General features: G+C 62.5%; 22 protein-coding genes. 6 read left to right on the top strand and 16 right to left on the bottom strand.

All coding sequences use genetic code 11. The features are described 5' to 3' along the window. Nucleotides 1–21: 21 nt before the first annotated feature. Nucleotides 22–1,401: a DUF2868 domain-containing protein gene (locus HX817_RS21975; RefSeq protein ID WP_177041171.1), complete on the top strand. Its 1,380-nt coding sequence runs from the start codon at nucleotides 22–24 to the stop codon at nucleotides 1,399–1,401. Then, nucleotides 1,394–2,767, top strand: coding sequence for a DUF3482 domain-containing protein (locus HX817_RS21970; protein ID WP_177041169.1), 1,374 nt, complete (start codon nucleotides 1,394–1,396; stop codon nucleotides 2,765–2,767). Before HX817_RS21975 ends, HX817_RS21970 begins: the two co-directional genes overlap by 8 nt. Here HX817_RS21970 and HX817_RS21965 read toward each other — a convergent pair. From HX817_RS21965 to HX817_RS21935, 7 genes are all read right to left on the bottom strand, one after another. Next, nucleotides 2,764–3,318 carry a phosphonate degradation HD-domain oxygenase gene (locus tag HX817_RS21965; RefSeq protein WP_102370110.1) on the bottom strand — a complete coding sequence of 185 codons (555 nt, stop codon included), beginning with the start codon at nucleotides 3,316–3,318 and terminating at the stop codon, nucleotides 2,764–2,766. The genes HX817_RS21970 and HX817_RS21965 overlap by 4 nt on opposite strands. Next, the gene (locus HX817_RS21960; protein ID WP_177028026.1) at nucleotides 3,318–4,442 is read right to left on the bottom strand and encodes a TIGR03364 family FAD-dependent oxidoreductase; all 1,125 of its coding nucleotides are present in this window, start codon (nucleotides 4,440–4,442) and stop codon (nucleotides 3,318–3,320) included. Before HX817_RS21960 ends, HX817_RS21965 begins: the two co-directional genes overlap by 1 nt. 125 nt (nucleotides 4,443–4,567) lie before the next feature. Then, the gene (locus HX817_RS21955) at nucleotides 4,568–5,584 is read right to left on the bottom strand and encodes a putative 2-aminoethylphosphonate ABC transporter substrate-binding protein (protein WP_003213811.1); all 1,017 of its coding nucleotides are present in this window, start codon (nucleotides 5,582–5,584) and stop codon (nucleotides 4,568–4,570) included. A gap of 23 nt (nucleotides 5,585–5,607) precedes the next feature. Then, entirely contained in the window at nucleotides 5,608–7,332 is a 1,725-nt protein-coding gene (locus HX817_RS21950; RefSeq protein WP_177041167.1) for a putative 2-aminoethylphosphonate ABC transporter permease subunit, read from the bottom strand. 1 nt (nucleotide 7,333) lies between these two features. Further along, nucleotides 7,334–8,398, bottom strand: a complete 1,065-nt coding sequence (locus tag HX817_RS21945) for a putative 2-aminoethylphosphonate ABC transporter ATP-binding protein (protein ID WP_023659299.1) — start codon at nucleotides 8,396–8,398, stop codon at nucleotides 7,334–7,336. A 241-nt stretch (nucleotides 8,399–8,639) separates the two neighbouring features. After that, nucleotides 8,640–9,503, bottom strand: coding sequence for a LysR family transcriptional regulator (locus HX817_RS21940; protein WP_177041165.1), 864 nt, complete (start codon nucleotides 9,501–9,503; stop codon nucleotides 8,640–8,642). Nucleotides 9,504–9,519: 16 nt separating this feature from the next. After that, on the bottom strand, nucleotides 9,520–11,790 hold the full coding sequence (locus tag HX817_RS21935) for a heavy metal translocating P-type ATPase (protein ID WP_177041163.1): 2,271 nt from the start codon (nucleotides 11,788–11,790) through the stop codon (nucleotides 9,520–9,522). A gap of 85 nt (nucleotides 11,791–11,875) precedes the next feature. Between HX817_RS21935 and cadR the strand changes: the two genes are divergently transcribed. Further along, entirely contained in the window at nucleotides 11,876–12,325 is a 450-nt protein-coding gene (gene cadR / locus HX817_RS21930; RefSeq protein WP_017476559.1) for a Cd(II)/Pb(II)-responsive transcriptional regulator, read from the top strand. A gap of 124 nt (nucleotides 12,326–12,449) precedes the next feature. Here cadR and HX817_RS21925 read toward each other — a convergent pair whose 3' ends face one another. The 3 genes from HX817_RS21925 to HX817_RS21915 all read right to left on the bottom strand — a co-directional run bounded on the left by HX817_RS21925 (nucleotide 12,450) and on the right by HX817_RS21915 (nucleotide 14,996). Next, the gene (locus HX817_RS21925; protein WP_177041161.1) at nucleotides 12,450–13,283 is read right to left on the bottom strand and encodes a thymidylate synthase; all 834 of its coding nucleotides are present in this window, start codon (nucleotides 13,281–13,283) and stop codon (nucleotides 12,450–12,452) included. Between the two features lie 51 nt (nucleotides 13,284–13,334). Further along, nucleotides 13,335–14,147 carry a prolipoprotein diacylglyceryl transferase gene (gene lgt, locus HX817_RS21920; protein WP_003213823.1) on the bottom strand — a complete coding sequence of 271 codons (813 nt, stop codon included), beginning with the start codon at nucleotides 14,145–14,147 and terminating at the stop codon, nucleotides 13,335–13,337. 66 nt (nucleotides 14,148–14,213) lie between these two features. Continuing rightward, nucleotides 14,214–14,996, bottom strand: coding sequence for a sulfite exporter TauE/SafE family protein (locus tag HX817_RS21915; protein ID WP_003213825.1), 783 nt, complete (start codon nucleotides 14,994–14,996; stop codon nucleotides 14,214–14,216). Between the two features lie 89 nt (nucleotides 14,997–15,085). Here HX817_RS21915 and HX817_RS21910 point away from each other — a divergent pair, with 89 nt between their 5' ends. After that, nucleotides 15,086–15,832 (top strand): NRDE family protein, encoded by a 747-nt coding sequence (locus tag HX817_RS21910; RefSeq protein ID WP_102370116.1) that lies wholly within the window; start codon nucleotides 15,086–15,088, stop codon nucleotides 15,830–15,832. A 137-nt stretch (nucleotides 15,833–15,969) separates the two neighbouring features. Here the strand turns inward: HX817_RS21910 and ptsP are convergent, their stop codons facing one another. Both ptsP and HX817_RS21900 read right to left on the bottom strand, forming a co-directional pair. Beyond that, the gene (gene ptsP, locus HX817_RS21905; RefSeq protein ID WP_003213828.1) at nucleotides 15,970–18,249 is read right to left on the bottom strand and encodes a phosphoenolpyruvate--protein phosphotransferase; all 2,280 of its coding nucleotides are present in this window, start codon (nucleotides 18,247–18,249) and stop codon (nucleotides 15,970–15,972) included. 22 nt (nucleotides 18,250–18,271) lie between these two features. Continuing rightward, nucleotides 18,272–18,751 (bottom strand): RNA pyrophosphohydrolase, encoded by a 480-nt coding sequence (locus tag HX817_RS21900; RefSeq protein WP_003176750.1) that lies wholly within the window; start codon nucleotides 18,749–18,751, stop codon nucleotides 18,272–18,274. Nucleotides 18,752–18,894: 143 nt separating this feature from the next. On the opposite strand from HX817_RS21900, the gene HX817_RS21895 reads away from it, so the two are divergent. Next, a complete protein-coding gene (locus HX817_RS21895) occupies nucleotides 18,895–19,551 on the top strand; it encodes an HAD family phosphatase (protein WP_177041159.1) in 657 nt (218 codons plus the stop codon). 112 nt (nucleotides 19,552–19,663) lie between these two features. Here the strand turns inward: HX817_RS21895 and HX817_RS21890 are convergent, their stop codons facing one another. Together HX817_RS21890 and ilvA are read right to left on the bottom strand one after the other, a co-directional pair. Beyond that, nucleotides 19,664–20,077: a DUF2269 family protein gene (locus HX817_RS21890; RefSeq protein ID WP_102370118.1), complete on the bottom strand. Its 414-nt coding sequence runs from the start codon at nucleotides 20,075–20,077 to the stop codon at nucleotides 19,664–19,666. 40 nt (nucleotides 20,078–20,117) lie between these two features. After that, entirely contained in the window at nucleotides 20,118–21,632 is a 1,515-nt protein-coding gene (ilvA, locus tag HX817_RS21885; RefSeq protein WP_003213834.1) for a threonine ammonia-lyase, biosynthetic, read from the bottom strand. 136 nt (nucleotides 21,633–21,768) lie between these two features. Here ilvA and rpiA point away from each other — a divergent pair, with 136 nt between their 5' ends. Next, complete coding sequence (gene rpiA / locus HX817_RS21880) at nucleotides 21,769–22,440, top strand: ribose-5-phosphate isomerase RpiA (protein ID WP_003213836.1); 672 nt, start codon at nucleotides 21,769–21,771, stop codon at nucleotides 22,438–22,440. Between the two features lie 114 nt (nucleotides 22,441–22,554). Here rpiA and HX817_RS21875 read toward each other — a convergent pair whose 3' ends face one another. Continuing rightward, nucleotides 22,555–23,469 carry an SdiA-regulated domain-containing protein gene (locus HX817_RS21875; RefSeq protein WP_177041157.1) on the bottom strand — a complete coding sequence of 305 codons (915 nt, stop codon included), beginning with the start codon at nucleotides 23,467–23,469 and terminating at the stop codon, nucleotides 22,555–22,557. A gap of 117 nt (nucleotides 23,470–23,586) precedes the next feature. Further along, a complete protein-coding gene (locus tag HX817_RS21870; protein WP_177041155.1) occupies nucleotides 23,587–24,516 on the bottom strand; it encodes an SdiA-regulated domain-containing protein in 930 nt (309 codons plus the stop codon). Nucleotides 24,517–24,657 lie beyond the last annotated feature (141 nt).

Raw genomic sequence — 24,657 nt, 5'->3', positions numbered from 1 at the left:
ACTGGCTCAACAGGACCGCGCGTGACAGCTCTGACCCCCCTGCAAACACTCTGGCTGACCGAGACCGTGCGCCTGCGCGAGGAACACGCGGGCGCCCTGGAAGACCAGGAAGCCAATCGCCTGGCCCGCAGCGCCGGCGGCGATTTGCCCACACGCATTCAAAACCGCGCGCTGTGGCTGGCCGAACGCGATGGCCTGACCGCCGCCCTGACCCGCTGGCTGCAAGGCGCGCGCCTGGCGCTGATCCTGCTGGCGGCAGTCGCCACTATCAGCGGCGCCGGCCTGGCGTTTGCCGCGCTGGGCAACGGGTTGGCGCCGGTCAATGTGTTCTGGGCCCTGGGCAGCCTGCTGGGTTTGAACCTGATCCTGTTGTTGAGCTGGGCCCTGGGCCTGCTATTTGCCGGTGAACACGGCGCCAGTCTTGGCCGCCTGTGGTTATGGCTCAGCGAAAAACTCGCCCGCGACGCCAAGGCCGCGCAACTGGCGCCCGCCCTGCTGCTGTTGCTGCAACGGCGCAAGCTCAATCGCTGGGCCGTCGGTGTGCTGGTCAACAGCCTGTGGCTGCTGGCCCTGCTCAGCGCCCTGGTGATCCTGCTGACGCTGTTGGCCACCCGGCGCTACGGTTTTGTGTGGGAAACCACCATCCTGCGGGCGGACACCTTTGTCGCCGTGACCCAAACCCTCGGCGCCCTGCCCGCCTTGCTCGGCTTCAATGTGCCCACTGTCGAGATGATCCGCGCCAGCGGCGATGCCGCCCTGAATATCGAAAGCGCCCGCCAGGCCTGGGCCGCCTGGCTGGTGGGCGTGCTGCTGGTGTACGGCATCCTGCCGCGGCTGATCCTTGCGTTGCTGTGCCTGTGGCGTTGGAAACGTGGGCGCGCCGCCTTGAGCCTCGACCTTAACCTGCCCGGCTACAGCCAACTGCGTGAACGGCTGATGCCCAGCAGCGAACGGCTTGGGGTCAATGATGCGGCGCCCGAACAATTGCACCACGTGACCGGCGGCGTCAGTGAACTGGAAAGCAACGGCGCCCTGCTGGTGGCCATCGAGCTGGACGACCAGCGCCCATGGCCGCCGAAGCTCCCGGCCAGTGTCAAGGACGCCGGCATCCTCGACAGCCGTGAATCCCGCAACAAGCTGCTGGAGCAACTCACCCGCTTCCCGCCCGCGCGCCTGGCCATCGCCTGCGACCCACGCCGCTCGCCGGATCGCGGCAGCCTTGCGCTGATTGCCGAACTGGCCCGCAGCGCCACCGCCACTCGGGTCTGGCTGCTGCAAGCGCCCGCCGGCCAGGCCCTGGATGCTGAGCGCCTGGGTGATTGGCACACGGCCTTGCAACAACTGGAGATACCGTTCGCCGATTGCGCGCCGCTCACCTGGCTGGAGACCGGTCATGACTAAGCCCCTGAAACTTGCGGTGGTCGGCCACACCAACGTCGGCAAGACCTCGTTGCTGCGCACGCTCACGCGAGACGTCGGCTTTGGTGAAGTCTCCCATCGTCCCAGCACCACCCGGCATGTCGAAGGTGCGCGCTTGTCGGTGGACGGCGAAGCCTTGCTGGAGCTGTACGACACGCCGGGCCTGGAAGATGCCATCGCCCTGCTCGATTACCTCGAACGCCTGGACCGCCCCGGCGAACGCCTCGACGGCCCGGCACGGCTGGCGCGTTTTCTGGAAGGCAGCGAAGCCCGGCAACGCTTCGAACAGGAAGCCAAGGTGCTGCGCCAACTGCTCGCCTCCGACGCCGGGCTGTATGTGATAGACGCCCGGGAGCCGGTGCTGGCCAAGTACCGCGATGAGCTGCAAGTGCTCGCCAGTTGCGGCAAACCGTTGCTGCCGGTGCTCAATTTTGTCAGCAGCGCCGACCACCGCGAGCCGGACTGGCGCGAAGCCCTCGCCCGCCTCGGCCTGCATGCGCTGGTGCGTTTTGACAGCGTGGCGCCGCCGGAAGACGGCGAGCGCCGCCTCTATGAAAGCCTCGCCCTGCTGCTGGAAAACTCCCGTGGGCAACTGGAACGGCTGATCCTTGATCAGGAAGCCCAGCGCCAGGCCCGCCAGCAAAGTGCGGCGCGGCTGATCGCCGAACTGCTGATCGACTGCGCCGCCTGCCGCCGCAGCGTGGTCAGCGAAGCCGAAGTGGAACAGCAGGCCATCAGCGAACTGCGCAAAGCCGTGCGCCAGCGCGAACAGCGTTGCGTGGAAGCCTTGCTCAAGCTGTTCGGCTTCCGCCCGCAGGACGCCGCCGCCAGCGATTTACCGCTGCTGGACGGGCGCTGGGGCGATGACCTGTTCAACCCCGAGACCCTCAAGCAACTGGGCGTGCGGGTCGGTGGCGGTATCGCAGCCGGCGCGGCGGCCGGCGCAGGTGTGGATCTACTCGTAGGCGGCCTGACCCTCGGCGCCGCCGCCCTCGCCGGAGCCATCGCGGGAGGCGCGCTGCAAACTGCCCGCAGTTATGGCAGCCGCCTGCTGGGCAAGATCAAGGGCCAGCGCGAGCTGACCGTCGACGACAGCGTGCTGCGCCTGTTGGCCCTGCGCCAGCGGCAACTGCTCAAGGCCCTGAACCTGCGGGGGCATGCGGCGATCCACAGCATCAAGGTCGACACACCCCAGGACAAGACCTGGCGCGAAGGCAAATTGCCCGAAGCCCTGAACAAGGCCCGGGCTCATCCGCAATGGTCGTCCCTCAACCCGCACCCCAAATTGAGCCAGGCCGAACCCCAGGAACAGGTCGAAGCCCTGGCCCAGCGCCTGGACGAGACCTAAGCCGCCAACAACTGCCGGGCCTTGGATTTCAACACTTCAAGGTCCAGCACCGGCACGTGCATTTCCTTGGCTTGTTCATCCCAGTGACGCATGCGCAGGCTGACGGCGCACAACGGGTCCTGCTCAAACGCCCGGGCTTCCTCGGCGGTCATCACGCCGCCCTGGTAACCCAAGGTACGACGGCTGGCTTCGCTCAAGCGTGCGTAATAATCCGGCTGGCTGAAGGTCAGATAACGCTTGGCCTGCACGTGGTATTCCACCAGTTTTGCCATCCGCTCGCTGAAGCCTGCGCGGCGCAGATAATCGGCGCCCAGCCGTTCATGGCTGACCACACCATAACCGCCCATGTTCTCGCCACCTTGGCCGCAGATATGCCCGATATCGTGGAAGAACGCTGCCAGCACCACTTCATCATCGAAGCCTTCAGCCATGGCCAACTGCGCGGCCTGGGACATGTGTTCGATCTGCGAGACCGGCTCGCCAATGTAATCGGCGGTGCCGTGTTGTTCGTACAGGCCGAAGACCTCGGCGATTGCCTGCTCTGCTTTCATCACGCACTCCCCCACAGCTCAGTGATATTGCGCTCGGCCATCGCCGGCCCGACGCTCATGCCCACGCCGGTGTGCATCAACGCCGCGCTCACCCCCGGCGCCGCCCGCGTGAACGAGAACGGCCCCGGCCCACGGGAACCATAGACGCCCTGCCAGCGCTCCACGACCTGGATCTTGCAGCCCAGGGTATGTTCGGCCAGTTCGATCATCCAGTTGTCCACCTGTTCGGCGTTGAACGGTGAAGGATCGCTGCCGTAATGGTGGGAATCCCCGATGATCAGTTCGCCATAGGGTGTCGGGCTGATCAGCAGGTGAATACCGTTTTCATGCAGGTGCGGTACATCCCGCAGAATTTCGGCCTGTACCGGCGCGGCTTCCGGCAAGTCGGCGAAGGCGCCGTAGTGCACGCAGCTGAGGCCGGTCAGCAGCGCGTGTTGCAGGTTCAACTCCACCACTGGCCGGGCGCGCAGCATTTGCAGGCGGCAGATTTGCGGGTTGAGTTCGGCAATCTGCTCGGCCAGCAGCGTCTGGTAGTCGTGACCGGAGCAGACAATGATCTGCTCGCCGCGAAAGGAGCCGGCAGTGGTGTGCACCTGGCCGGGTTCGATGTCGCGCACCAGGGTGGAGAAATGAAACTCCACGCTCAGTTCGCGGCTGAGGTAGTTGATCAGCGCCGGGATGGCTTCGCGGGAATACAGTTGTTGATCATCCAGGCCGTGAAGCGCAGCGCGGTGATGGGCGAACTGGCCACCGTACAGCTCGTGCAGGGCGGCGCCTTGCAGCAACTTGACGCGATAACCGTGTTCTTGCGCGCGACCGGCGCAGAAGGCTTCAAGCAAGTGCTCTTCGGCTTCGGTGCGGGCGAACAAATAAGAGCCGTTGCGCTTGAGCTGGATGCCGGCGAGTTGCGCCCACTGGCCCCAGATCTCGCGGCTTTCCCGCGCCAGGTCGAGCATGGGCCCCGGCGGCTGGCCGGTGACCAGTGCCTGGCCGAAGTTGCGCACGGAAGCACCCAGCGGGGTGGCGCTGCGCTCGAAGACCTTGACCTTGAGGCCGCGTTTGGCAGCGGCATAGGCATGGGACAGGCCGAGGATGCCGGCGCCGATGATCAGCAGTTGTGTCATGAAGACCTCTCGTTCCCACGCTCCGCGTGGGAATGCATCCTGTGACGCTCCGCGTCACGACTACAAAAGCGGACGCAGAGCGTCCAGAGCCGCGTTCCCACGCAGAGCGTGGGGACGATCGGTGGTTATTGTTTTTCCGACTTGCCGTCATAGCGCTTGCGCCATTCGGTCAGGATGCTGTCGCGGTTTTTCGACGCCCAGGCAAAGTCATTCTTGATCAACCGCTGCTCGTAGTCCGCCGGCAACTCGGTCTGCGGCTTGGCGATGCCCGGCTGGGCCAGTACCGCGAAGTTTTCCTTGTACAGCTCCATCGCCGCGGGGCTGGCGGAGAAGTCGGCGAGTTTCTGTGCCGCGTCTGCGTGGGCAGTGCCTTTGATCACGGCAGTGGCTTCGATATCCCAGCCCAGGCCTTCTTTCGGCAGGATGATGTCCAGCGGTGCGCCCTGGCGCTTCAGCTGAACGGCCGGGTATTCGAAGGAAATGCCGATCGGGAATTCACCCGAGGCCGCCAGCTTGCAGGGTTTGGAACCGGAGTGAACGTACTGGCCGATGTTCTGGTGCAGGTCGTCCATGTACTGCCAGCCCTGCTTCTCGCCGAAGGTCTGCAACCAGGCACTCACATCCAGGAAGCCCGTGCCGGACGAGGCCGGGTTGGGCATCACGATCTTGCCCTTGTATTCAGGCTTGGTCAGGTCCTGCCAGCTCACCGGCTTGCTCAGGCCCTGCTTTTCGGCTTCGACGGTGTTGAAGCAAATGGTCGCAGCCCACACGTCCATGCCGACCCAGGCCGGCGGGTTGGCGGCATCGCGGTAGTTCGCACCGATCTTGCTCAAATCTGCCGGTGCGTAGTTTTGCAGCATGCCCTGCTGATCGAGAATCGCCAGGCTGGAAGCTGCCAGGCCCCAGACCACATCAGCCTGCGGGCGGGCTTTTTCGGCCAGCAGCTTGGCGGTGATGATGCCGGTGGAATCGCGCACCCATTTGATCTCGATGTCCGGGTTAACCTTTTCAAAGGCCTGTTTGTAGGTCTTCAATTGCTCGGCTTCGAGGGCCGTGTACACGGTCAACTCGGTCTTGGCGGCAAAGGCATTCAGGCTGAACGCAGTGAGCACAGCAGCGGCTAACGCCAGGGGCTTGAACATGGTGCAGTTCCTTTATGGGTGAATTATTGGCCGGGCGCGGTTTGGCGCCAGGCCTGGGAGCGGCGCAACAAGCCGCGTGAGGCCCACGCCAGCAGCAAGGACACGCCCGCCGAGGTGAACAGGATCAGGGTCGACATGGCCGCCGCACCGCCGACGTTGCCGGCGTCGTCCATGTTCAGTACGGCGACGGCGGCGAGGATGGTGTCGGGGCTGTAGAGGAAGATCGCGGCGGAGACGGTGGTCATCGCCGAGACGAACAGGTAGCGCACGATGTCCAGCAGCGCCGGCAGGCAGATCGGCACGGTGACCCGCAGGTAATGGCGGTACAGCGGCGCCTTCAGCGACAGCGCGGCGGCTTCGAATTCCGCGTCCAGTTGGCGCAGGGCCGTGGTGGCGGTCATTTGGGCGGTGGTCAAATAGTGAGCAATGGTGCACACCACCAGCAACGTCATGGTGCCGTAGAGCACATGCAGCGGGTTGCCGTTGAGGTTGAAAAAGAACACGTAGCCCAGGCCGAGCACCAACCCCGGCACCGCCATCGGCACGAAGCTGAGCATGCGCAGCGCCAGGTTCAGGCCCTTCTGGCCCCTGGTCTTTTCCATCAGGTAGGCGCCGGTGAAGATCAGCACGCTGCCGATCAACGCGGTGCACAGGGCCATGGTGATGCTGTTGCGGTAGGCCAGCCAGCCGCCGCCGGCCGTGTCTTCGAACTGGTAGTGGGCCAGGGACAGCGACAGGTTGTAGGGCCAGAATTTCACCAGGGATGAGTAGACCGCCATGCCGAACACCAGCAGCAGGATCGCGCAGATCAGCAGGACGATGGCCAGGTAGCAGCCATCCCGCAGCTTCGACGGTGCCGGCTGGAACACCTGGGCGCGGCCACTCATGGAGTCGCCATGGCGGCGGCGCAACCAGGCGTCGACACCGAAGCTGAACAGTGCCGGCAGCAGCAGGACCATGCCGATCAAGGCACCGCGGCCGAATTGCTGCTGGCCGACCACAGCTTTGTAGGCTTCCAGCGCCAGTACTTGATAGTCGCCACCGACTACCACGGGCACGCCAAAGTCAGTGATGGTCAGAGTGAACACCAGGCAAAACGCGGCAAACACGGCCTGGCGCGTCGCCGGCCAGGTGATGCTGCGAAACGCCCGGGCGGGACTCGCACCCATGCTCGATGCGGCGTCAAACAAACGTGCATCCGCCAGGGAAAGCGCCGACAACAGGATCATCAAGGCATGGGGAAAGGTGTAGATCACTTCGCCGAGGACGATGCCCCAGAAGCCATAGATGTTGTCCGACAGCAGCCCGCGCAGCATGCCCTGGTTACCGAATAGGTAGACCAGCGCAATCCCGGGCAGCATCGACGGCGCCATCAACGGCAGCAGCGACATGCCACGCCAGATCGCCTTGCCCGGAATAAGCGTGCGTTGCAAAGCGTAGGCAAACAGATAAGCCAGTGGTACGACGATGGCGGCAACGCTGCCGGAAACCTTCAGGCTGTTACCGAGCAGCCAGTGGAAATTGTCGCTGGTGATCAACTCCCGCGCCGCCACCAGGCCACCGCCCTGCCCGGCTTCACTGCTGAAGCCGCGCCAGAAGATCGCCAGCAGCGGCATCAGCACCGCGACGCCCAGCAGGCAGAGCCAGAGCAGCTTGCCGCCGATAACAAAAATACGGTCGCCGAGTTCGGCACGGGAAACCTGACGAGCCACGTTATCGGGTATCGGCAGAGTCATATCGCGGGCCATCTCAGGCAAACACCTGCAGGCTGCGCGGGGGCAGCGCGACCCAGATGTCCTGGGCGCCGAGGCGCGGCATGGCTTCCGGGGCCAGCTCGGCCAGCAGCGGATGGCCGGGCAGTTGGTCCAGCTCGAAGCTCATGCGGCAGCGGTTGCCGAGGAAAGTGATCTCGCGGACCTTGGCCGGGAACAGGTTTTCTTCATGCACTGGCGGGTTGACGCTGATGGCTTCCGGGCGGCAGAACAGACGGCCCGATTTCGCGACGCCTGCGTTGTCCGCCAGGCGCATGTTCATGCCGCCAACCTGTGCGTGGCTGGCGCTGTTGCGACTGAACGGCAGCCAGTTGCCCTGGCCGACAAACTCGGCCACGAACGGTGTGGCCGGACGGTCATAGATTTCCTGGGGCGTGGCGTACTGCTCGACCTTGCCGTTGTTCATCACGGCAATGCGGTCGGCCATCAGCATGGCCTCGTCCTGGTTGTGGGTGACCATCAGGGTGGTGATGCCCAAGCGGCGCTGCAATTGGCGCAGCTCGGTGCACAGATGCTCGCGCACCCGGGCGTCGAGGGCCGACATGGGTTCGTCCAGCAGCAGCAAGGACGGCGCCGGCGCCAGGGCGCGAGCCAGTGCCACACGCTGTTGTTGCCCGCCGGAAAGTTGGCCGGGGTATTTCTTTTCGCTGCCCACCAAACCCACCAGTTCGAGCATCTGCCCGACACGCTTGCGCACTTCATCACGGCCACTGCCGGTGAGGCCGTAGCCGATGTTCGCTTCGACGGTGAGATTGGGAAACAGCGCGTAGGACTGGAACAGAATGCCGTAGTCCCGAGCCTGGGGTGCCAGTAGGGAAACATCGCGGTCGCCGAGGTACAACTCGCCGCTGTCCTGGCGCTCCAGGCCGGCGATGCAGCGTAGCAAGGTGGTCTTGCCGCAGCCCGACGGGCCCAGCAGGCACACCAGTTCGCCAGCGGCGACGTCCAGGGACACGTTATCCAGCGCGGTGAAGGCGCCGAAGCGTTTCTGTACACCGCGCACCTTCATTGGCGCGCCGGGATTAGTCATGGCTGTGTTCATGGAGGCACCTCATCAAACTGATGAAGGTCATCCTAGGCAGGCAATGCGTCCCTCTTGTGGCAGAAAGGCAAAACGTGGCGATAGTGGTATTGGTGGATTTGGGTAGGGCTGGAAAGGGACGGTGACAGGGCTACCGCTTTCGCGAGCAAGCCCGCTCCCACATTGGATCGCATTCCAAACGTCAAACTCGGTCGAAGGTGGGAGCGGGCTTGCTCGCGAATGGCAAAGCCAGCGTAACACTTTAGATCGGAGACATTTCCTGGGCCAACCCCAGGAAAGCCGCCGGCAACCGGGCGCCCTTTCGCTCTTTGAGGCAGTACAAATACTCGGGAATCTGCGGCGCATTTTCGATGGTCAGCACGCGCAATTGCGGGTCGTGGGGCACTTCCTGGCGGGCAATGATGCTGATGCCGATATTGCGCAGCACTGCCTCACGGATCGATTCCCGGCTGCCGATCTCCAGCAACGGCCCGTAACTCACGCCGGCGCCCTGCAACATCTCTTCGGTCAATCGACGGGTGGTCGACCCCGGCTCGCGCATCAGCAAGGTATGCCCGGCCAGCGCGGTCAGCGGTACATGTTCAAGTACCGCCAGCGGATGATTGCGATGCACCGCCAGCACCAGCGGGTCCATGCCCAGTACCCGCCGGATCAGGCGCGGGTCTTCAAGCAATTGGGACGAGGCAGCGACGTCGACGCGGTAGTCATCCAGCGCTTCCAGCACCTGCTGGGAGTTGCCGATCTCCACCGAAACCTCGACCTGCGGCAGTCGCTCGCGGAAGGTCTTGACCAGGTCGAGGATGTAATAAGGTGCCGTCGCGGCAATCCTCAACGTGCCCTGCACCTGGCCACTGTTGCGCAGGAAAAACTCGATATCCGCCTCCTGCTGCAACAGCGCCTTGACCATCGGCAACAGCCGCGCGCCTTCGTCGCTGACGGTCAGGCGGCGCCCGCCACGGTAGAACAATTCCACCGAGTACTGGCTTTCCAGGTGACGAATCTGGGTGGTCACCGTGGGCTGGCTGAGCCCGAGCTTTTTCGCCGCCTGGGTAATGCTGCCCAGGCGGGCGACCATGTAAAACGCCTTCAGCTCGGCACTCAGCACACCACCCTCTCATCGACTATTTGCGCAGCAGGCGCAGACCATTGAATACCACCAGCAGGCTCACGCCCATGTCGGCGAACACCGCCATCCACATGGTGGCCATCCCAAGGAAGGTCACCGCGAGGAAGATCGCCTTGATCACCAGGGCCAGGGCGATGTTCTGTTTGAGGATACTCGACGTTTGCCGCGACAGCCGAATGAATGCTGGAATCTTGCGCAGGTCGTCGTCCATCAGGGCCACGTCGGCGGTCTCGATGGCGGTATCGGTACCCGCAGCAGCCATGGCAAACCCGATCTCGGAACGGGCCAGCGCCGGGGCGTCGTTGATCCCGTCGCCGACCATGCCGACCCGGTGGCCCTTGGCGTAGAGCGCTTCGATGGCTTGCAGTTTGTCGGTGGGCAACAAGTCGCCCTGGGCCTGGTCGATACCCACCTGATCGGCGATCGCCTTGGCCGTGTGGGTGTTGTCGCCGGTCAGCATCAGGGTCTTGATGCCCAGGTCATGCAACTGCTGGATGGCTTCGCGGCTGGTGTCCTTCACGGTGTCGGCCACGGCGAACAGCGCCAGCGGGCCGGACTTGTCCAGCAGCAGGACCACGGACTTGCCTTGTTTTTCCAGGGCGAAGAGCTTCTTCTCCAGGGCCGGCGAGCACAGGTTCAGCTCTTCCACCAGACGGTGGTTGCCCAGGTAGTAGACCTCGCCATTGATTTCACCCTTCACACCGCGACCGGTCAGGGCCTCGAAGTTATCCACCGTGTGAACGGCGAGATTCTTATCCACAGCCGCGTTGGCGATGGCCAGGGACACCGGGTGATCGGAACGCCCGGCCAGACTGGCGGCCAGGGCCGGCGCGCTGTCTTCCATGTTCGGGAACAGCGCCAGGTAATCGGTTTGCACCGGTTTGCCGTGGGTAATGGTGCCGGTCTTGTCGAGGGCCAGGTAGTCGAGTTTGTAGCCACCCTCCAGGTACACACCGCCCTTGATCAGGATGCCTTTGCGCGCCGCGGCGGCCAGGCCGCTGACGATGGTCACCGGGGTGGAAATCACCAGTGCACATGGGCACGCGACCACCAGCAATACCAGTGCGCGGTAGACCCATTCAAACCACACACCGCCCATGAACAGCGGCGGAATCAACGCCACACCCAGGGCAAAGATGAACACCGCCGGGGTGTAGACCTTGGCGAAGGTGTCGACAAAACGCTGGGTTGGCGCACGGGCGCCCTGGGCCTGTTCCACGGCGTGGATAATCCGCGCCAGGGTGGAGTTGTTGGCGGCTGCAGTGACTTTGTATTCCAGGGAGCCGGCCTGGTTGATGGTGCCGGCGAAGACTTTGTCGCCCACGGTCTTTTCGATCGGCAGGCTTTCACCGGTAATCGGCGCCTGGTCGATGGTGGACTGGCCGGAGGTGACTTCACCGTCCAGGCCAATGCGCTCGCCGGGACGAACCCGCACGATGGCGCCCAGTTCAATGACTTTAACCTCCTGTTCAACCCAACTGCCATCTGCCTGACGGACCGTGGCCTGTTCCGGCGTCATCTGCATCAAGCCGCTGATGGCGTTACGTGCGCGGTCCAGGGACTTGGCCTCGATCAACTCGGCCACGGTGAACAGGAACATCACCATCGCCGCTTCCGGCCACTGGCCGATCAGGATCGCGCCGGTGACGGCGATGCTCATCAGGGCGTTGATGTTCAGGTTGAGGTTTTTCAGGGCGATCCAGCCCTTTTTGTAGGTGGTGAGGCCGCCGCTGAAGATCGAGATCAGCGCGACCAGGGCAATCACCCACGTCGGGGCTGCGTTGGTGAAGTGCAGCACTTCAGCACCCAGCGCGCCCACGCCGGACACAGCCAGCGGCCACCAGTGCTTCTTCGCCGGCGGCTCAGCCGGGGCGACGCCTTCTTCGATGGGGTCCGCCTGCATGCCCAGGGACTTGATGGCGTCGATGATCGGCGCGGTCGTCGGCAGGTCGTGAGTGACGCCGAGAATGCGGTTGATCAGGTTGAATTCCAGCTGCTGCACACCCGCAAGCTTGCCCAGTTTGTTCTGGATCAGCGTCTGCTCGGTGGGGCAGTCCATGGCTTCGATGCGGAAGGTGCTCAGCCGCGAGCCCGCTGTCGGGGCTTCGGTCAGCTTCACCAGCGCCGGCGCGGCCTTGCTGGAACAGCAGGAATCGCCATGGCTGCCATGGTCGTGCTTCTGCACAGGTTTGAGCTTGGGGCCGTGATCGTGCGCGTGGTCATGATCATGGTCGTGCTTGTGCGGGGTGTGGAGGGAATCGCTCATTCTGTCGCGTCCGTAAAGGTGCCTGTTGCCAAGTAAAGACCCTGTAGCCACTATAGGGTCAAGCATCCTTTTGGAGATTGCTGCGATGAAGATCGGCGAATTGGCAAAATTGACGGATTGCCAGGTGGAAACCATCCGTTATTACGAGAAAGAAGGCCTGCTGCCGCCGCCTGCGCGCAGTGACGGTAATTACCGGCTGTACACCCAGGCGCACACCGAACGGCTGGTGTTTATCCGCAACTGCCGCAGCCTGGACATGACCCTTGAGGAAATTCGCAGCCTGCTGGGCCTGCGTGACAGTCCTCAGGACCAGTGCGAAAGCGTGAACGCATTGATCGACGAGCATATCCACCACGTCAAGGCGCGGATCGACGGGCTGCTGGCGTTGCAGGAACAGTTGCTCGACCTGCGCCAGCGCTGTGGCGGCGGGCCGGATCTGGATCAGTGCGGGATTTTGCAGCGGCTGGAAGTCAGCGGGAGTGTCGCGGCCAGCGAGGCTGAGCCCTCACATGTGGGCAGAAGCCACGGGCATTGAATGTGTACACAAAAAAATGTGGGAGCGGGCTTGCTCGCGAAAGCGGAGTGTCAGCCACTGAATGTGTTTCTGATACACCGTATTCGCGAGCAAGCCCGCTCCCACATTTGGACCGAGATCGCTTTTAGATCGCTACATCGGCCTTGATGCTCGGATCAGCGTCATAGCCCACGATTTCAAAATCTTCGAATTTGTAATCGTAGATCGACGCGGGTTTGCGCTTGATCACCAGTTCCGGCAGCTTCTTCGGCGTGCGCGCCAGCTGGGTCTGGATCTGTTCCATATGGTTGCTGTAGGCATGGGTGTCGCCCGTGGTGACGATGATCTCGTGAGGGATCAGGTCGCACTGCTGGGCCAGCATATGGGTGAGCAACGCCAGGGCCGCGGTGTTGTACGGCAGGCCGAGGAATACATCTGAGCTGCGGATGTACAACTGCATCGACAGATGACCGTCATGCACAAACGCCTGGTACAGCAGGTGGCAAGGTGGCAGCGCTTGCTTGCCGTCCCGGGCGTTCTGCTGCGGGCTTTTGGTCTCGTCCGGCAGGTACTCGACGTTCCAGCCGTGGAACAGGATGCGGCGGCTGTTGGGGTTGGTCTTCAACGTCTCGACCATGTAGTCGATCTGGTTGATCTTGCCGCCGTCCTTGGTGGGCCAGGCGGCCCACTGCTCGCCGTACACCGGGCCCAGGTCGCCGTCTTCGGTGGCCCATTCGTCCCAGATACGCACGCCATTTTCGTTCAGCCACTTGATGTTGGTGTTGCCACTCAACATCCAGATCAATTCGTTGGCGATGCTTTTGAAGTGAAGCTTCTTGGTGGTCAGCAGCGGGAAGCCGTCGGCCAAGCTATGCCGAAACTGACGGGCAAACACGGCCTTGGTGCCGGTGCCGGTGCGGTCGCCCTTGGTCAGGCCATTGGTCACGACATCGTTCAGTAGTTCGAGATATTGCTTCATGTGTATACCTGTATCGTTGAAGCCGGGACCCTCGGGCCCCGGCGTTCGAATTTAAAGCGCGGTGTTCTTGATGCCTTGCGGGCGATTGTAAGCCCACCACAGCAGGCCCAGGCCGGCGATGATCATCGGCAGGCTGAGAATCTGACCCATGGTCACCCAGCCCCACGCCAGGTAGCCCAGTTGCGCATCCGGCACCCGTACGAACTCGACGATAAAGCGGAAGATCCCGTAGAACAACGCGAACATCCCCGAAACGGCCATGGTCGGGCGTGGCTTGCGCGAGAAGATGTAGAGGATCAGGAACAGCGCCACGCCTTCCAGGGCGAACTGGTACAGCTGCGAGGGGTGGCGCGGCAACTGCGCCGGGTCGCTGAACGGCGGGAACACCATGGCCCACGGCACGTCAGTCGGCTTGCCCCACAGTTCGGCGTTGATGAAGTTACCGATGCGCCCGGCACCCAGGCCAATCGGCACGAACGGTGCGACGAAGTCCATCAACTGGAAGAACGACTTACCGTTACGCCGGCCAAACCACCAGGCGGCGATCATCACCCCCACAAACCCGCCGTGGAACGCCATGCCGCCCTTCCACACCTCGAAGATCAGCGTCGGGTTGGCGATGTAGGCTGGCAGGTCGTAGAACAGCACATAACCCAGGCGTCCGCCGACGATGACCCCCATCGACATCCAGAACACCATGTCGGAGAGCTTCTCCTTGGTCCAGGTCGGGTCGAAACGGTTCAGGCGCCGGGAAGCCAGCAGCCAGGCACCGCCGATGCCGATCAGGTACATCAACCCGTACCAGTGGATTTGCAGCGGACCGATGGCCACGGCCACCGGGTTGATCTGCGGGTAAGGCAGCATTGCGACTCCTCGTTAAATCAATAGTCATGGCGCATCGGACCATGCCGGTGCGCGATTAAGCCTGCGTTACAGCAAAAAATTCAGCCCTACGCAAAACAGCAGCCCGGCGAACAGCCGCTTGAGCAAGCGCGGCGACAACCGGTGCGCCAGGCGCGCGCCGAAACGGGCCGCCACCATGCTGGTCAGGGCGATGCCCAGCAGCGCCGGCAAGTACACAAAGCCGAGACTATGATCGGGCAGCAGCGGATCATGCCAGCCCAGAATCATGAAACTTAACGCACTGGCCAGGGCGATCGGCAAGCCGCAGGCCGACGAAGTGGCCACTGCCTGCTGCATCGGCACGCTGCGCCAGGTCAGGAACGGCACGGTCAACGAACCACCACCGGTGCCGAAAATCGCCGACGACCAGCCGATCACGCCACCCGCCAGGGTCAGGCCAAGCTTGCCCGGCACCTGGCGGCTGGCCTTGGGCTTGAGCTCCAGAGTCATCTGCACGGCGATCACCAGGGCGAACACACCGATGATCTTCTGTAGATGCGGCCCGGAGATCGCCTCGGCGGTCAGCGCGCCAACGCCCGCGCCCAGCAGGATACCCACGGCCATCCATACGAAGATCGGCCAGCGCACGGCGCCGCGCCGATGATGCTCACGCACCGCATTCACCGACGTGAAGATAATAGACGCCAGGGACGTGCCGACAGCGAGGTGGGTCAGCACCGCGGGATCGAAGCCCTGCAAGGTGAAGCTGAACACCAGCACCGGCACAATAATGATGCCGCCGCCCACGCCGAACAGCCCGGCGAGCATGCCCGCGCAGGATCCCAGCAGCAAATACAGCAGAAATTCCATGGGAGCCCCCGAAAACAGACCGGCATGTTAACGGATGCAAAGCACAGGGTTCTATGGGTAGAGTGGGCAAAACACAAAGGGATCGCCTTATGTGCCTGATTGTTTTCGCCTGGCGGCCGGGCCACGCCCAGCCGCTGATCGTCGCGGCCAACCGTGATGAATTTTATGCCCGGCCCAGTTTGCCGTTGGCCCAATGGCTGGATGCGCCCCATGTTTACGCCGGGCGCGACCAGGAAGCCGGCGGGACCTGGCTGGGGGTCGGGACGGATGGGCGCTTTGCGGCGCTGACCAATATTCGTGACCCGCACCAGCCGCCGGCCCGCAAGTCGCGGGGCGAATTGGTGGCGCGGTTTCTCAGTGGTTCGCTGCTGATTGAGGATTACCTGGCCGACGTTAACGGCAGATCGATTGAATATGCCGGGTTTAACCTGTTGCTGGGGACGCGGGACGAGTTGTGGCACTACAACGCCAAGGAGTCCGCTCCGACGCGCTTGGAAGCAGGGGTTTATGGGCTATCCAATGCGGGGCTGGATACGCCGTGGCCGAAGCTGTTGAAGGCGAAGGCGGCGTTGGCGCAAGTGTTGGCGGATCCACAGCCCGAAGCTTTGCTGGGGATTTTGAGCGATCCGCAGACTGCGCCGTTTGCCGAATTGCCGGACACCGGCGTGGGCTTGGCGACGGAGAGCTTGTTGTCGAGTGTGTTTATTGCCAGCCCCAGTTATGGGACGCGGGCGAGTACGGCGCTGATTGTGAATGCCGACGGTACGCGGCATATCGTGGAGCGCAGTTTTGGGCCCTATGGCGGACAGTTGGGTGAAGTTGAACTCAAAATCTGAACCTCACGCAAACCAAATGTGGGAGCGGGCTTGCTCGCGAAGGCGGCGTGCCAGCCAATACATAAGCTGACTGATGCACCGCTTTCGCGAGCAAGCCCGCTCCCACATTTCGATTGGGGACAGGCTCTGAAATCCGGTTAGAGGCTCTTTGCAGACGCCGGGTTGATCATCCGCGCCAACCCAAGGTTCTTCAGCGCCAATTGCAGCGAGCTGTGGATAACTTGCGGGTTGTCGATAGTCATCAACTCCGCCAGCAGCTCCTTGGCCCGGCTCAGGTTGATCTGGCGCAGCATCCATTTCACCTTCGGCAAGTTGGTGGCGTTCATCGACAGGCTGTCAAAGCCCATCGCCATCAACAGCACAGCCGCCGCCGGGTCACCGGCCATCTCGCCGCAGATACTCACCTGCTTGCCTTCGGCATGGGCGTCGCGCACCACATTCTGCAAGGCTTGCAGCACCGCCGGGTGCAGGTAGTCGTAGAGGTCGGCCACCCGCGGGTTGTTGCGGTCCACGGCCAGCAGGTACTGGGTCAGGTCGTTGGAGCCCACCGACAGGAAGTCCACCTGCCGCGCCAGCTCTTTAGCCTGGTACACCGCCGCCGGAATCTCGATCATCACGCCAATCGGCGGCATCGGCACGTCGGCGCCTTCGTCGCGCACTTCGCCCCAGGCCCGGTGGATCAGGTGCAGGGCTTCTTCCAGCTCGTGGGTGCCGGAGATCATCGGGAGCAGGATGCGCAGGTTGTTCAGGCCTTCGCTGGCCTTGAGCATCGCGCGGGTCTGGACGAGGAAGATTTCAGGATGGTCGAGGGTAACGCGAATACCGCGCCAGCCAAGGAAGGGGTTGTCTTCCTTGATGGGGAAATACGACAGTGACTTGTCGCCGCCAATGTCCAGGCTGCGCATGGTCACCGGTAACGGATGGAAGGCGGACAATTGCTCGCGATAAATCGCCAGCTGCTCCTTCTCACTCGGAAAACGCTGGTTGATCATGAACGGCACTTCGGTGCGGTACAGGCCCACCCCTTCGGCGCCGCGCTGTTGTGCACGTGCCACGTCCGCCAGCAGGCCGGTGTTGACCAGCAGCGGTACGCGGTGGCCGTCGAGGGTCACGCACGGCAGTTCCCGCAGGGCGTCGAGGCCCTGGGACAGCTGGCGTTCTTCTTCCACCACTTCGGCGTATTGCTTGCGCAGCACTTCGCTGGGGTTGGTGTAGACCTCGCCGTGGTAGCCGTCGACGATCATTTCGATGCCGTCGACCTTGGAATACGGCAGGTCCACCAGACCCATCACCGTCGGAATGCCCATGGCCCGAGCCAGGATCGCGACGTGGGAGTTGCCCGAACCCAGTACCGAGACCAGGCCCACCAGTTTGCCTTCCGGCACTTCGCCGAGCATGGTGGCGGTCAGTTCTTCACTGATCAGGATGGTGTTGTCGGGGTACACCAACGTGGTCGAGCGCTCTTCCTGCAGGTAGGCCAGCAGACGGCGACCGAGGTCCTTCACGTCCGAGGCGCGCTCGCGCAGGTAGGCGTCGTCCATCAATTCAAAACGGTTGACGTGATCGGTGACCACCTGGCGCAGCGCGCCCTGGGCCCACTGGCCGGTCTTGATCACGTCCTTGACTTCGCTGCCCAGGGACGCGTCGTCGAGCATCATCAGGTACACGTCGAACAACGCCCGCTCTTCAGGCCGCAGCTGGGTGGCCAGCTTGGTCGAGAGGGTGCGCATGTCATTGCGTACGCCTTCGAGGGCGGTCTTGAACAGGATGATTTCAGCGTCGATGTCGGTGACGGTCTTGTCCGGCACCACGTCCAGGTCGGCGGGCGGCAGCATGACCACGGCGGTACCGACAGCAGCACCCGGCGAACCCGGCACGCCGACGAACTTGGCTTCCTGGATGCCCTTGCCCTGGCGCCCCAGGCCGCGAATCGAACCGGTGGCCTCGGCGTGGGCGATAACCCCGGCGAGCTGCGCGCTCATGGTCACAAGGAAGGCTTCTTCACCTTCGTCGAACTGGCGGCGTTCTTTCTGCTGGATGACCAACACGCCGACAACGCGGCGGTGGTGAATGATCGGCGCACCGAGGAACGAGGCGTAGCGCTCTTCACCGGTTTCGGCAAAGTAGCGATAACGCGGGTGATCGGCCGCGTTTTCGAGGTTCAGGGGTTCTTCACGCGTCCCCACCAGGCCCACCAGACCTTCATTGGGCGCCATGCTGACCTTGCCGATGGAGCGCTTGTTCAAGCCCTCGGTGGCCATCAGGACAAAACGGTTGGTCTCGGGGTCCAGCAGGTAAACCGAGCAGACCTGGCTGCCCATGGCTTCCTTGACGCGCAACACAATAATCCCCAACGCCGCCTTGAGATCCTTGGCGGAGTTAACTTCCTGGACGATCTTGCGCAGCGTATTGAGCATGGCTCGGGGTCGAACTCCGTCGTCAGTCGCGCGCTAAAAGGCGCGGGGCAAGCTCTTTAAGAGCGCGACGATAAACCTCGCGCTTGAATGTCACCACCTGGCCCAACGGATACCAATAACTGACCCAGCGCCAGCCATCGAACTCCGGTTTACCGGTCAAATCCATCCGCACCCGCTGCTCGTTGGAGATCAGGCGCAGGAGAAACCATTTCTGTTTCTGGCCGATGCACAGCGGTTGGCTGTGGGTACGCACCAGACGTTGCGGCAAACGATAGCGCAACCAGCCTCGGGTGCAGGCCAGAATTTGCACATCTTCACGTTCAAGGCCTACTTCTTCGTTCAACTCACGGTACAAGGCGTCTTCAGGGGTTTCGTCGGGGTTGATTCCGCCTTGAGGAAACTGCCAGGCATCTTGGTTGATACGGCGAGCCCATAGCACCTGTCCGGCATCATTCGTAAGAATAATCCCGACATTAGGACGGAAACCATCGGGGTCGATCACGGCAACAACCTCGCAAACGCATGTCACCGCATTGTTCCACAAAGATTGATACAGCGGCAACGAGGCTGCTTACCTTATGTGCACTCTTGTGAAAAGACCGTATTCTGGACGCCTTTTTACAGACTTTTCAGCGAGTAACTGCAATGCGCCTGGCTTTATTCGACTTGGACAACACGCTTTTGGGGGGTGACAGCGATCACGCCTGGGGCGATTACCTCTGTGAACGCGGGATTCTCGACGCGGTGGCCTACAAGGCCCGCAACGACGAGTTCTACCAGGACTACCTGGCCGGCAAGCTGGATAACGCCGAGTACCTGAACTTCTGCCTGGAAATCCTCGGCCGCACCGAGATGGCCCAGCTGGATGAATGGCATCGCGACTACATGCGCGACTGCATCGAGCCGATCGTACTGCCCAAGGCAGTTGAGTTGCTGGCCAAGCACCGGGCGGCGGGCGACAAGCTGGTGATCATCACCGCGACCAACCGTTTTGTGACCGCGCCGATTGCCGAGCGGCTGGGGGTTGAAACCCTGATTGCGACGGAATGCGAGATGCAGGATGGCCGTTACACCGGGCGCAGTACGGATATCCCGTGCTTTCGCGAAGGCAAGGTGACGCGCTTGAATCGCTGGCTGGAAGAGACCGGGTTTAGCCTGGAGGACAGTTACTTCTATAGCGATTCGATGAATGACCTGCCGCTGCTGGAGCAGGTGACGCATGCAGTGGCAGTGGATCCGGATCCGAATCTGCGGGCTGAGGCTGAGAAGCGTGGTTGGCCGGTGATCACCCTGCGCGGCTGATAAAGCTTTCGCGAGCAAGCCCGCTCCCACATTTGCTCGAGTTCCACCTTTGGAATGCAGTCAAATGTGGGAGCGGGCTTGCTCGCGAATGGAGGCAACTCGGTCTCAAGCCTTAAACCGGCTTGGCACCCATCAACCCGGCAATCGCCACAAACCCCACCAGGCTCACCACCGCCAGCGCCACGGTAAAGTTCAAACTCCCCGCCCCGCCCAGCCGCAGCCGATTAAGCCGCACCACCAGCCAGAACCAGCTCAGCGCCGCCACGGTGTAGATCACGCTGGAACCCAGGATCCAGGTTTGCCCCAGCGGCCAGCCGATCAGGTGCGCCAGCCACCAGCCGGTGAACGGCATGCTCACCACGCAAATGCCCATCAACAACCACACAAACACCCACGGCCGCTGCACGGTATAGGCCGGCCCCGCGCTGCGTTTGCGCCAGGCCAGCACTGCCAGGGCGAGGCCGCTGAGCAGCAGCAACACCGTGGCCGCGATGTGGATAACTTTAAGGGTGGTCAGCGTTTCCATGTTCTCGATTCCTTGAAGGCCGCCCAGTCAGCGTAGTCGCTCAACCGAGGAACAGCTGGTAGGCCGGGTTATCACTTTCATCCCAGTACGGGTAGCCAATGGCCTCCAGCGCCGCCGGCACCAGGTGACGCTCGTCCGCCGGTACTTGCAGGCCCGCCACCACGCGCCCATCGGCGGCGCCGTGGTTGCGATAGTGGAACATCGAGATGTTCCAGCGCCCGCCCAATTTGTTAAGGAAGTTGAACAGTGCCCCCGGACGTTCCGGGAATTCGAAGCGGAACACCACCTCGTCGCTGACGTGCGCCGCATGGCCGCCGACCATATGGCGGATGTGCAGCTTGGCCAGTTCGTTTTCCGTCAGGTCCAGCACCGGGAAACCCTGGCTGGTGAGGCTGGCGATCAGCGCGCTGCGCGGGTCGTTTTCCGGGTGGGTCTGCACGCCGACAAAAATGTGCGCCTCGCGGCCTGAGTGGTAGCGGTAGTTGAATTCGGTGATCTGGCGCTTGCCCACGGCTTCGCAAAAGGCCTTGAAGCTGCCCGGTTTCTCGGGGATGGTCACGGCAATGATGGCTTCGCGGCCTTCCCCCAGCTCGGCGCGCTCGGCCACATGGCGCAGGCGGTCGAAGTTGACGTTGGCCCCGGAATCGATGGCCACCAGGGTTTGCCCGGTGATGCCACGGGTCTCGACGTATTTCTTGATACCCGCCACGCCCAGGGCGCCAGCAGGTTCTGTGATGGAGCGGGTGTCGTCGTAGATGTCCTTGATCGCCGCGCAGATTTCATCGGTGCTGACGGTGATCACTTCATCCACGTAATCCTTGCAGATGTCGAAGGTGTGCTGGCCGATCTGTGCCACCGCCACGCCGTCGGCGAAGATGCCCACGGTCGGCAGTACCACGCGCTCGCCCGCCGCCATGGCGGCTTGCAGGCAGTTGGAGTCGTCCGGCTCGACGCCGATGATCTTGATCTCGGGCCGCAGGTATTTCACGTAGGCCGCGATACCGGCAATCAGGCCGCCGCCGCCCACCGGGACGAAAATCGCGTCCAGCGGCCCCGGGTGCTGGCGCAGGATCTCCATCGCCACGGTGCCCTGCCCGGCAATGGTGTGCGGATCATCGTAGGGGTGAATGTAGACGTAGCCTTTTTCGTCGACCAGCTTCAGCGAATACGCCAGGGCTTCCGGGAAAGAATCCCCATGCAGCACCACTTTGCCGCCACGGGAACGCACGCCTTCGACCTTGATCTCGGGGGTGGTCTTGGGCATCACGATGGTGGCCTTGACCCCCAGCACCTTGGCCGCCAGGGCCAGGCCCTGGGCATGGTTGCCCGCAGAAGCGGTGACTACGCCACGCGCCCGTTCTTCGGCGCTCAGTTGGGTCAGCTTGTTGTAGGCACCGCGAATCTTGAACGAGAACACCGGCTGCAAGTCTTCGCGCTTGAGCCAGACCTTGTTGCCCAGGCGCTCGGAGAGCTGGCGGGCGGTCTGCAGCGGGGTTTCTACGGCAACGTCGTAAACGCGCGAGGTGAGGATCTTTTTGACGTACTGTTCAAGCATCGGAAAGCATCACTGGGCGGGTTGGGCAGGGCCAAGGAGTCTAACCCAGCGTTTGGCCGGGCGACCACACGAAAACCGAGGTTTTGTTGGGTTATACTCGCGCCCCTCTTTACTCCCCGCCCGTTCCGGAGCCCGCATGACCCAGGATCAACTCAAACAGGCAGTGGCCCAGGCCGCCGTCGATTTAATCCTTCCTAAACTCGACGATAAAAGCATCGTCGGTGTTGGCACCGGTTCCACCGCCAATTGCTTTATCGATGCGCTGGCCCTGCACAAGGGCGCGTTCGACGGCGCGGTTGCCAGCTCCGAAGCCACCGCTGCGCGGCTCAAGGGCCACGGTATTCCGGTGTACGAGCTGAACACCGTCAGCGACCTGGAGTTCTATGTCGACGGCGCCGATGAAAGCGACGCACACCTGAACCTGATCAAGGGCGGCGGCGCAGCCCTGACCCGCGAGAAGATCGTCGCGGCCGTGGCCAAGACCTTCATCTGCATCGCCGACGCCAGCAAACTGGTGCCGGTACTCGGCGCGTTCCCGCTGCCGGTGGAAGTGATCCCGATGGCCCGCAGCCACGTGGCCCGCGAACTGGTGAAACTGGGCGGCGACCCGGTGTACCGCGAAGGCGTGCTGACCGACAACGGCAACATCATCATCGACGTGTTCAACATGCAGATCACCAACCCGGTGGAACTGGAGCGCCAGATCAACGCGATCGTCGGCGTCGTCACCAACGGTTTGTTTGCGGCCCGTCCGGCTGACGTACTGCTGCTGGGCACCGCGGAAGGCGTAAAAACCCTTAAGGCGTAATGCAAAACCCGTGTGGGAGCGGGCTCGCGAATGCGCAGTGTCAGTCACTGAATATGGCGCCTGATACACCGCATTCGCGAGCAAGCCCGCTCCCACATTTGTTCTGCACATGACTCAAGACTTGGTTTTTTTGAATACATAGAAAAGATTGGGCTCACTGACCATGTACAACGTACCGTCGTTGTCCATGGCAATCCCCTCGGCCTGAGGCACGCGCTGCTTCAGGCCATGGCGCCCCTTGAGCAGTGAAAGACTGCTCAGGGGGCGACCGTCGATATCCAGCTCCAGCACCAAAAATGACTCATCCGACAGCGCCAGCAGATGACCGCTGCGCTCGTCGTATTGCAGGCTCGACAGGTCGCGCACAAACAACCCGGCATCGCGCTTGGGGTTGTTGATCACGTGCACCGAGTAGGTTTTTTCCGGTTTGAAATGCGGAAAGCCGTGGACCTCGTAGATCAGCATCGGGTCGCGTTCCTTGGCCACAAACAGGCGCTTGCCCACCGAGTCATAGGCCAGGCCTTCGAAGCCCTTGTTGCCGCCCAGGTGCACGCCGAGGGTCATTTGCTCGGCGTCGGCGGCATCGAGGAATTGGGTGTCGTCATCCACATGGACCTTGATCAGCCGCTGCTGGCGTTCGTCGCTGATCACGTAGGTGTTGTCGCTGATGTACTCCACCGCCTCGGCGTCGCCAAACCCCACCAACGCAATGCGCCGCAGGATTTTGCCATCCAGGGACAGTTCGACCAGCTCAGCGTTCTTGTTGGTCACGGTAAACAGGCTGTTACGCACCGGATCAAAGGTCAGTGCCGAGACATCATCATTGAGGCCGTCGATCACCTGCGCCTCCAGGGCCACCCGGTAATCCCCAAGGCCAATGGAGTGCTCCCCGGCGGGATTGCGCCAGGATTGCCAGTTGAACCAGGCACGCTCGAACAGGCGCAATTGCTGGGCAACCACACCGCACGCCACAAGGGCGATCAGCATCAGGATAAAAAAAGCAGGTTTGGGGCGGGCAAGTCGACGCATCGGGCGGGGCTCAGAGTAAAAACTGGCGAATGAATATCACGGTCGCCTGAATTTAAACTTAAACGCCCCGGGTGTCTGGCGGATGCCGCAGATAGAGAGAAATCTGACGTAATCGAACTACTGCGCCTGCTTCTCGAAGCGATAGAACAGATTCGGCTCGCTGACCATGTACAGCGTGCCGTTCTCATCCATCGTCACGCCTTCGGCACGCGGGATGGTCTTTTTCAAGCCATTGAAGCCACCCAGCAAGGTCATGAAGCTGACCTGCTCGCCCTTCTCGTCCAGTTCCAGCAACAGATGGGAGTCCGCCGACAGCGCCAGCAGGTGGCCGGTACGTGGGTCGACGGTCAGCGCCGACAGGTTACGCATGTCCAGTTCAGTGCTGGCGAGCTTTTGCTTGGCGCCGGAGAGGGTCTGGCTGCCGTCGCTTTTCCAGGTGAACAGCGCCGGTGGGCGTTCTTCGCCGAGGATCAGCTGTTGGTTGCGCTTATCCCAGGTCACCGCCTCAAAGGCTTTGTTCTGGTCCTTGGACGGGCCCAGGTCATAGGACGGGAAGTCGGCTTTGTTCAACTGCTGGGTCTGCGGGTCGACCTTGACGATGGTCAGGCTGTGCTGGCGCTCATCGACCACGGCCATCAGGCCGTTTTCCATCATGGTCACGCCTTCCGGGTTGTTCCAGCCGTTGAGCGGCATCTTGCGCAGCACGTCGCCTTGCAGGGTCAGTTCAACCAGGAACGGGTTCTTGCCCATCACCGAGAACAGGGTCTTGGTCAGCGGGTTGTAGGTGAGGTCCGAGGCTTCGTCCTTCTCCATGCCGGGCAGCAGCTTGGCGTCGATCACCGCGTGGTAGTCCGGGAGCCAGACGCTTTCCAGGCGCTCGGCCGGGGTTTCGAAACCCTCCGCCAGCCACAACACGCCACGGTCGTCCCAGTGCATCGCCCAGGCCACGCCGTAAATGATCGCGCCGGCGAGGAACAGCCAGGAATACCAGCGCATGGCAAGGCGTGAACGCAACGTGGGTTTTACAGAGGGGAGAGGCACGGCCATTACGCTTTCCAGAAAGTCAGCTTTAGGGGATAGCACAGGATCAAAAGGTCCGCGCGCAGGAGGCTGAGGATTATCCGGATGGGGTGTGAAAAAAATGCAAAAACCCGATTGGGTGACAGTACACAGATCAAATGTGGGAGC

The sequence above is a fragment of the Pseudomonas sp. C6002 genome, assembly GCF_013385805.1.
Classification (GTDB): Bacteria; Pseudomonadota; Gammaproteobacteria; order Pseudomonadales; family Pseudomonadaceae; genus Aquipseudomonas.
The sequence above is the reverse complement of the archived record's forward strand: the minus strand, read 5'-3'. Positions and strand labels throughout refer to the sequence as shown.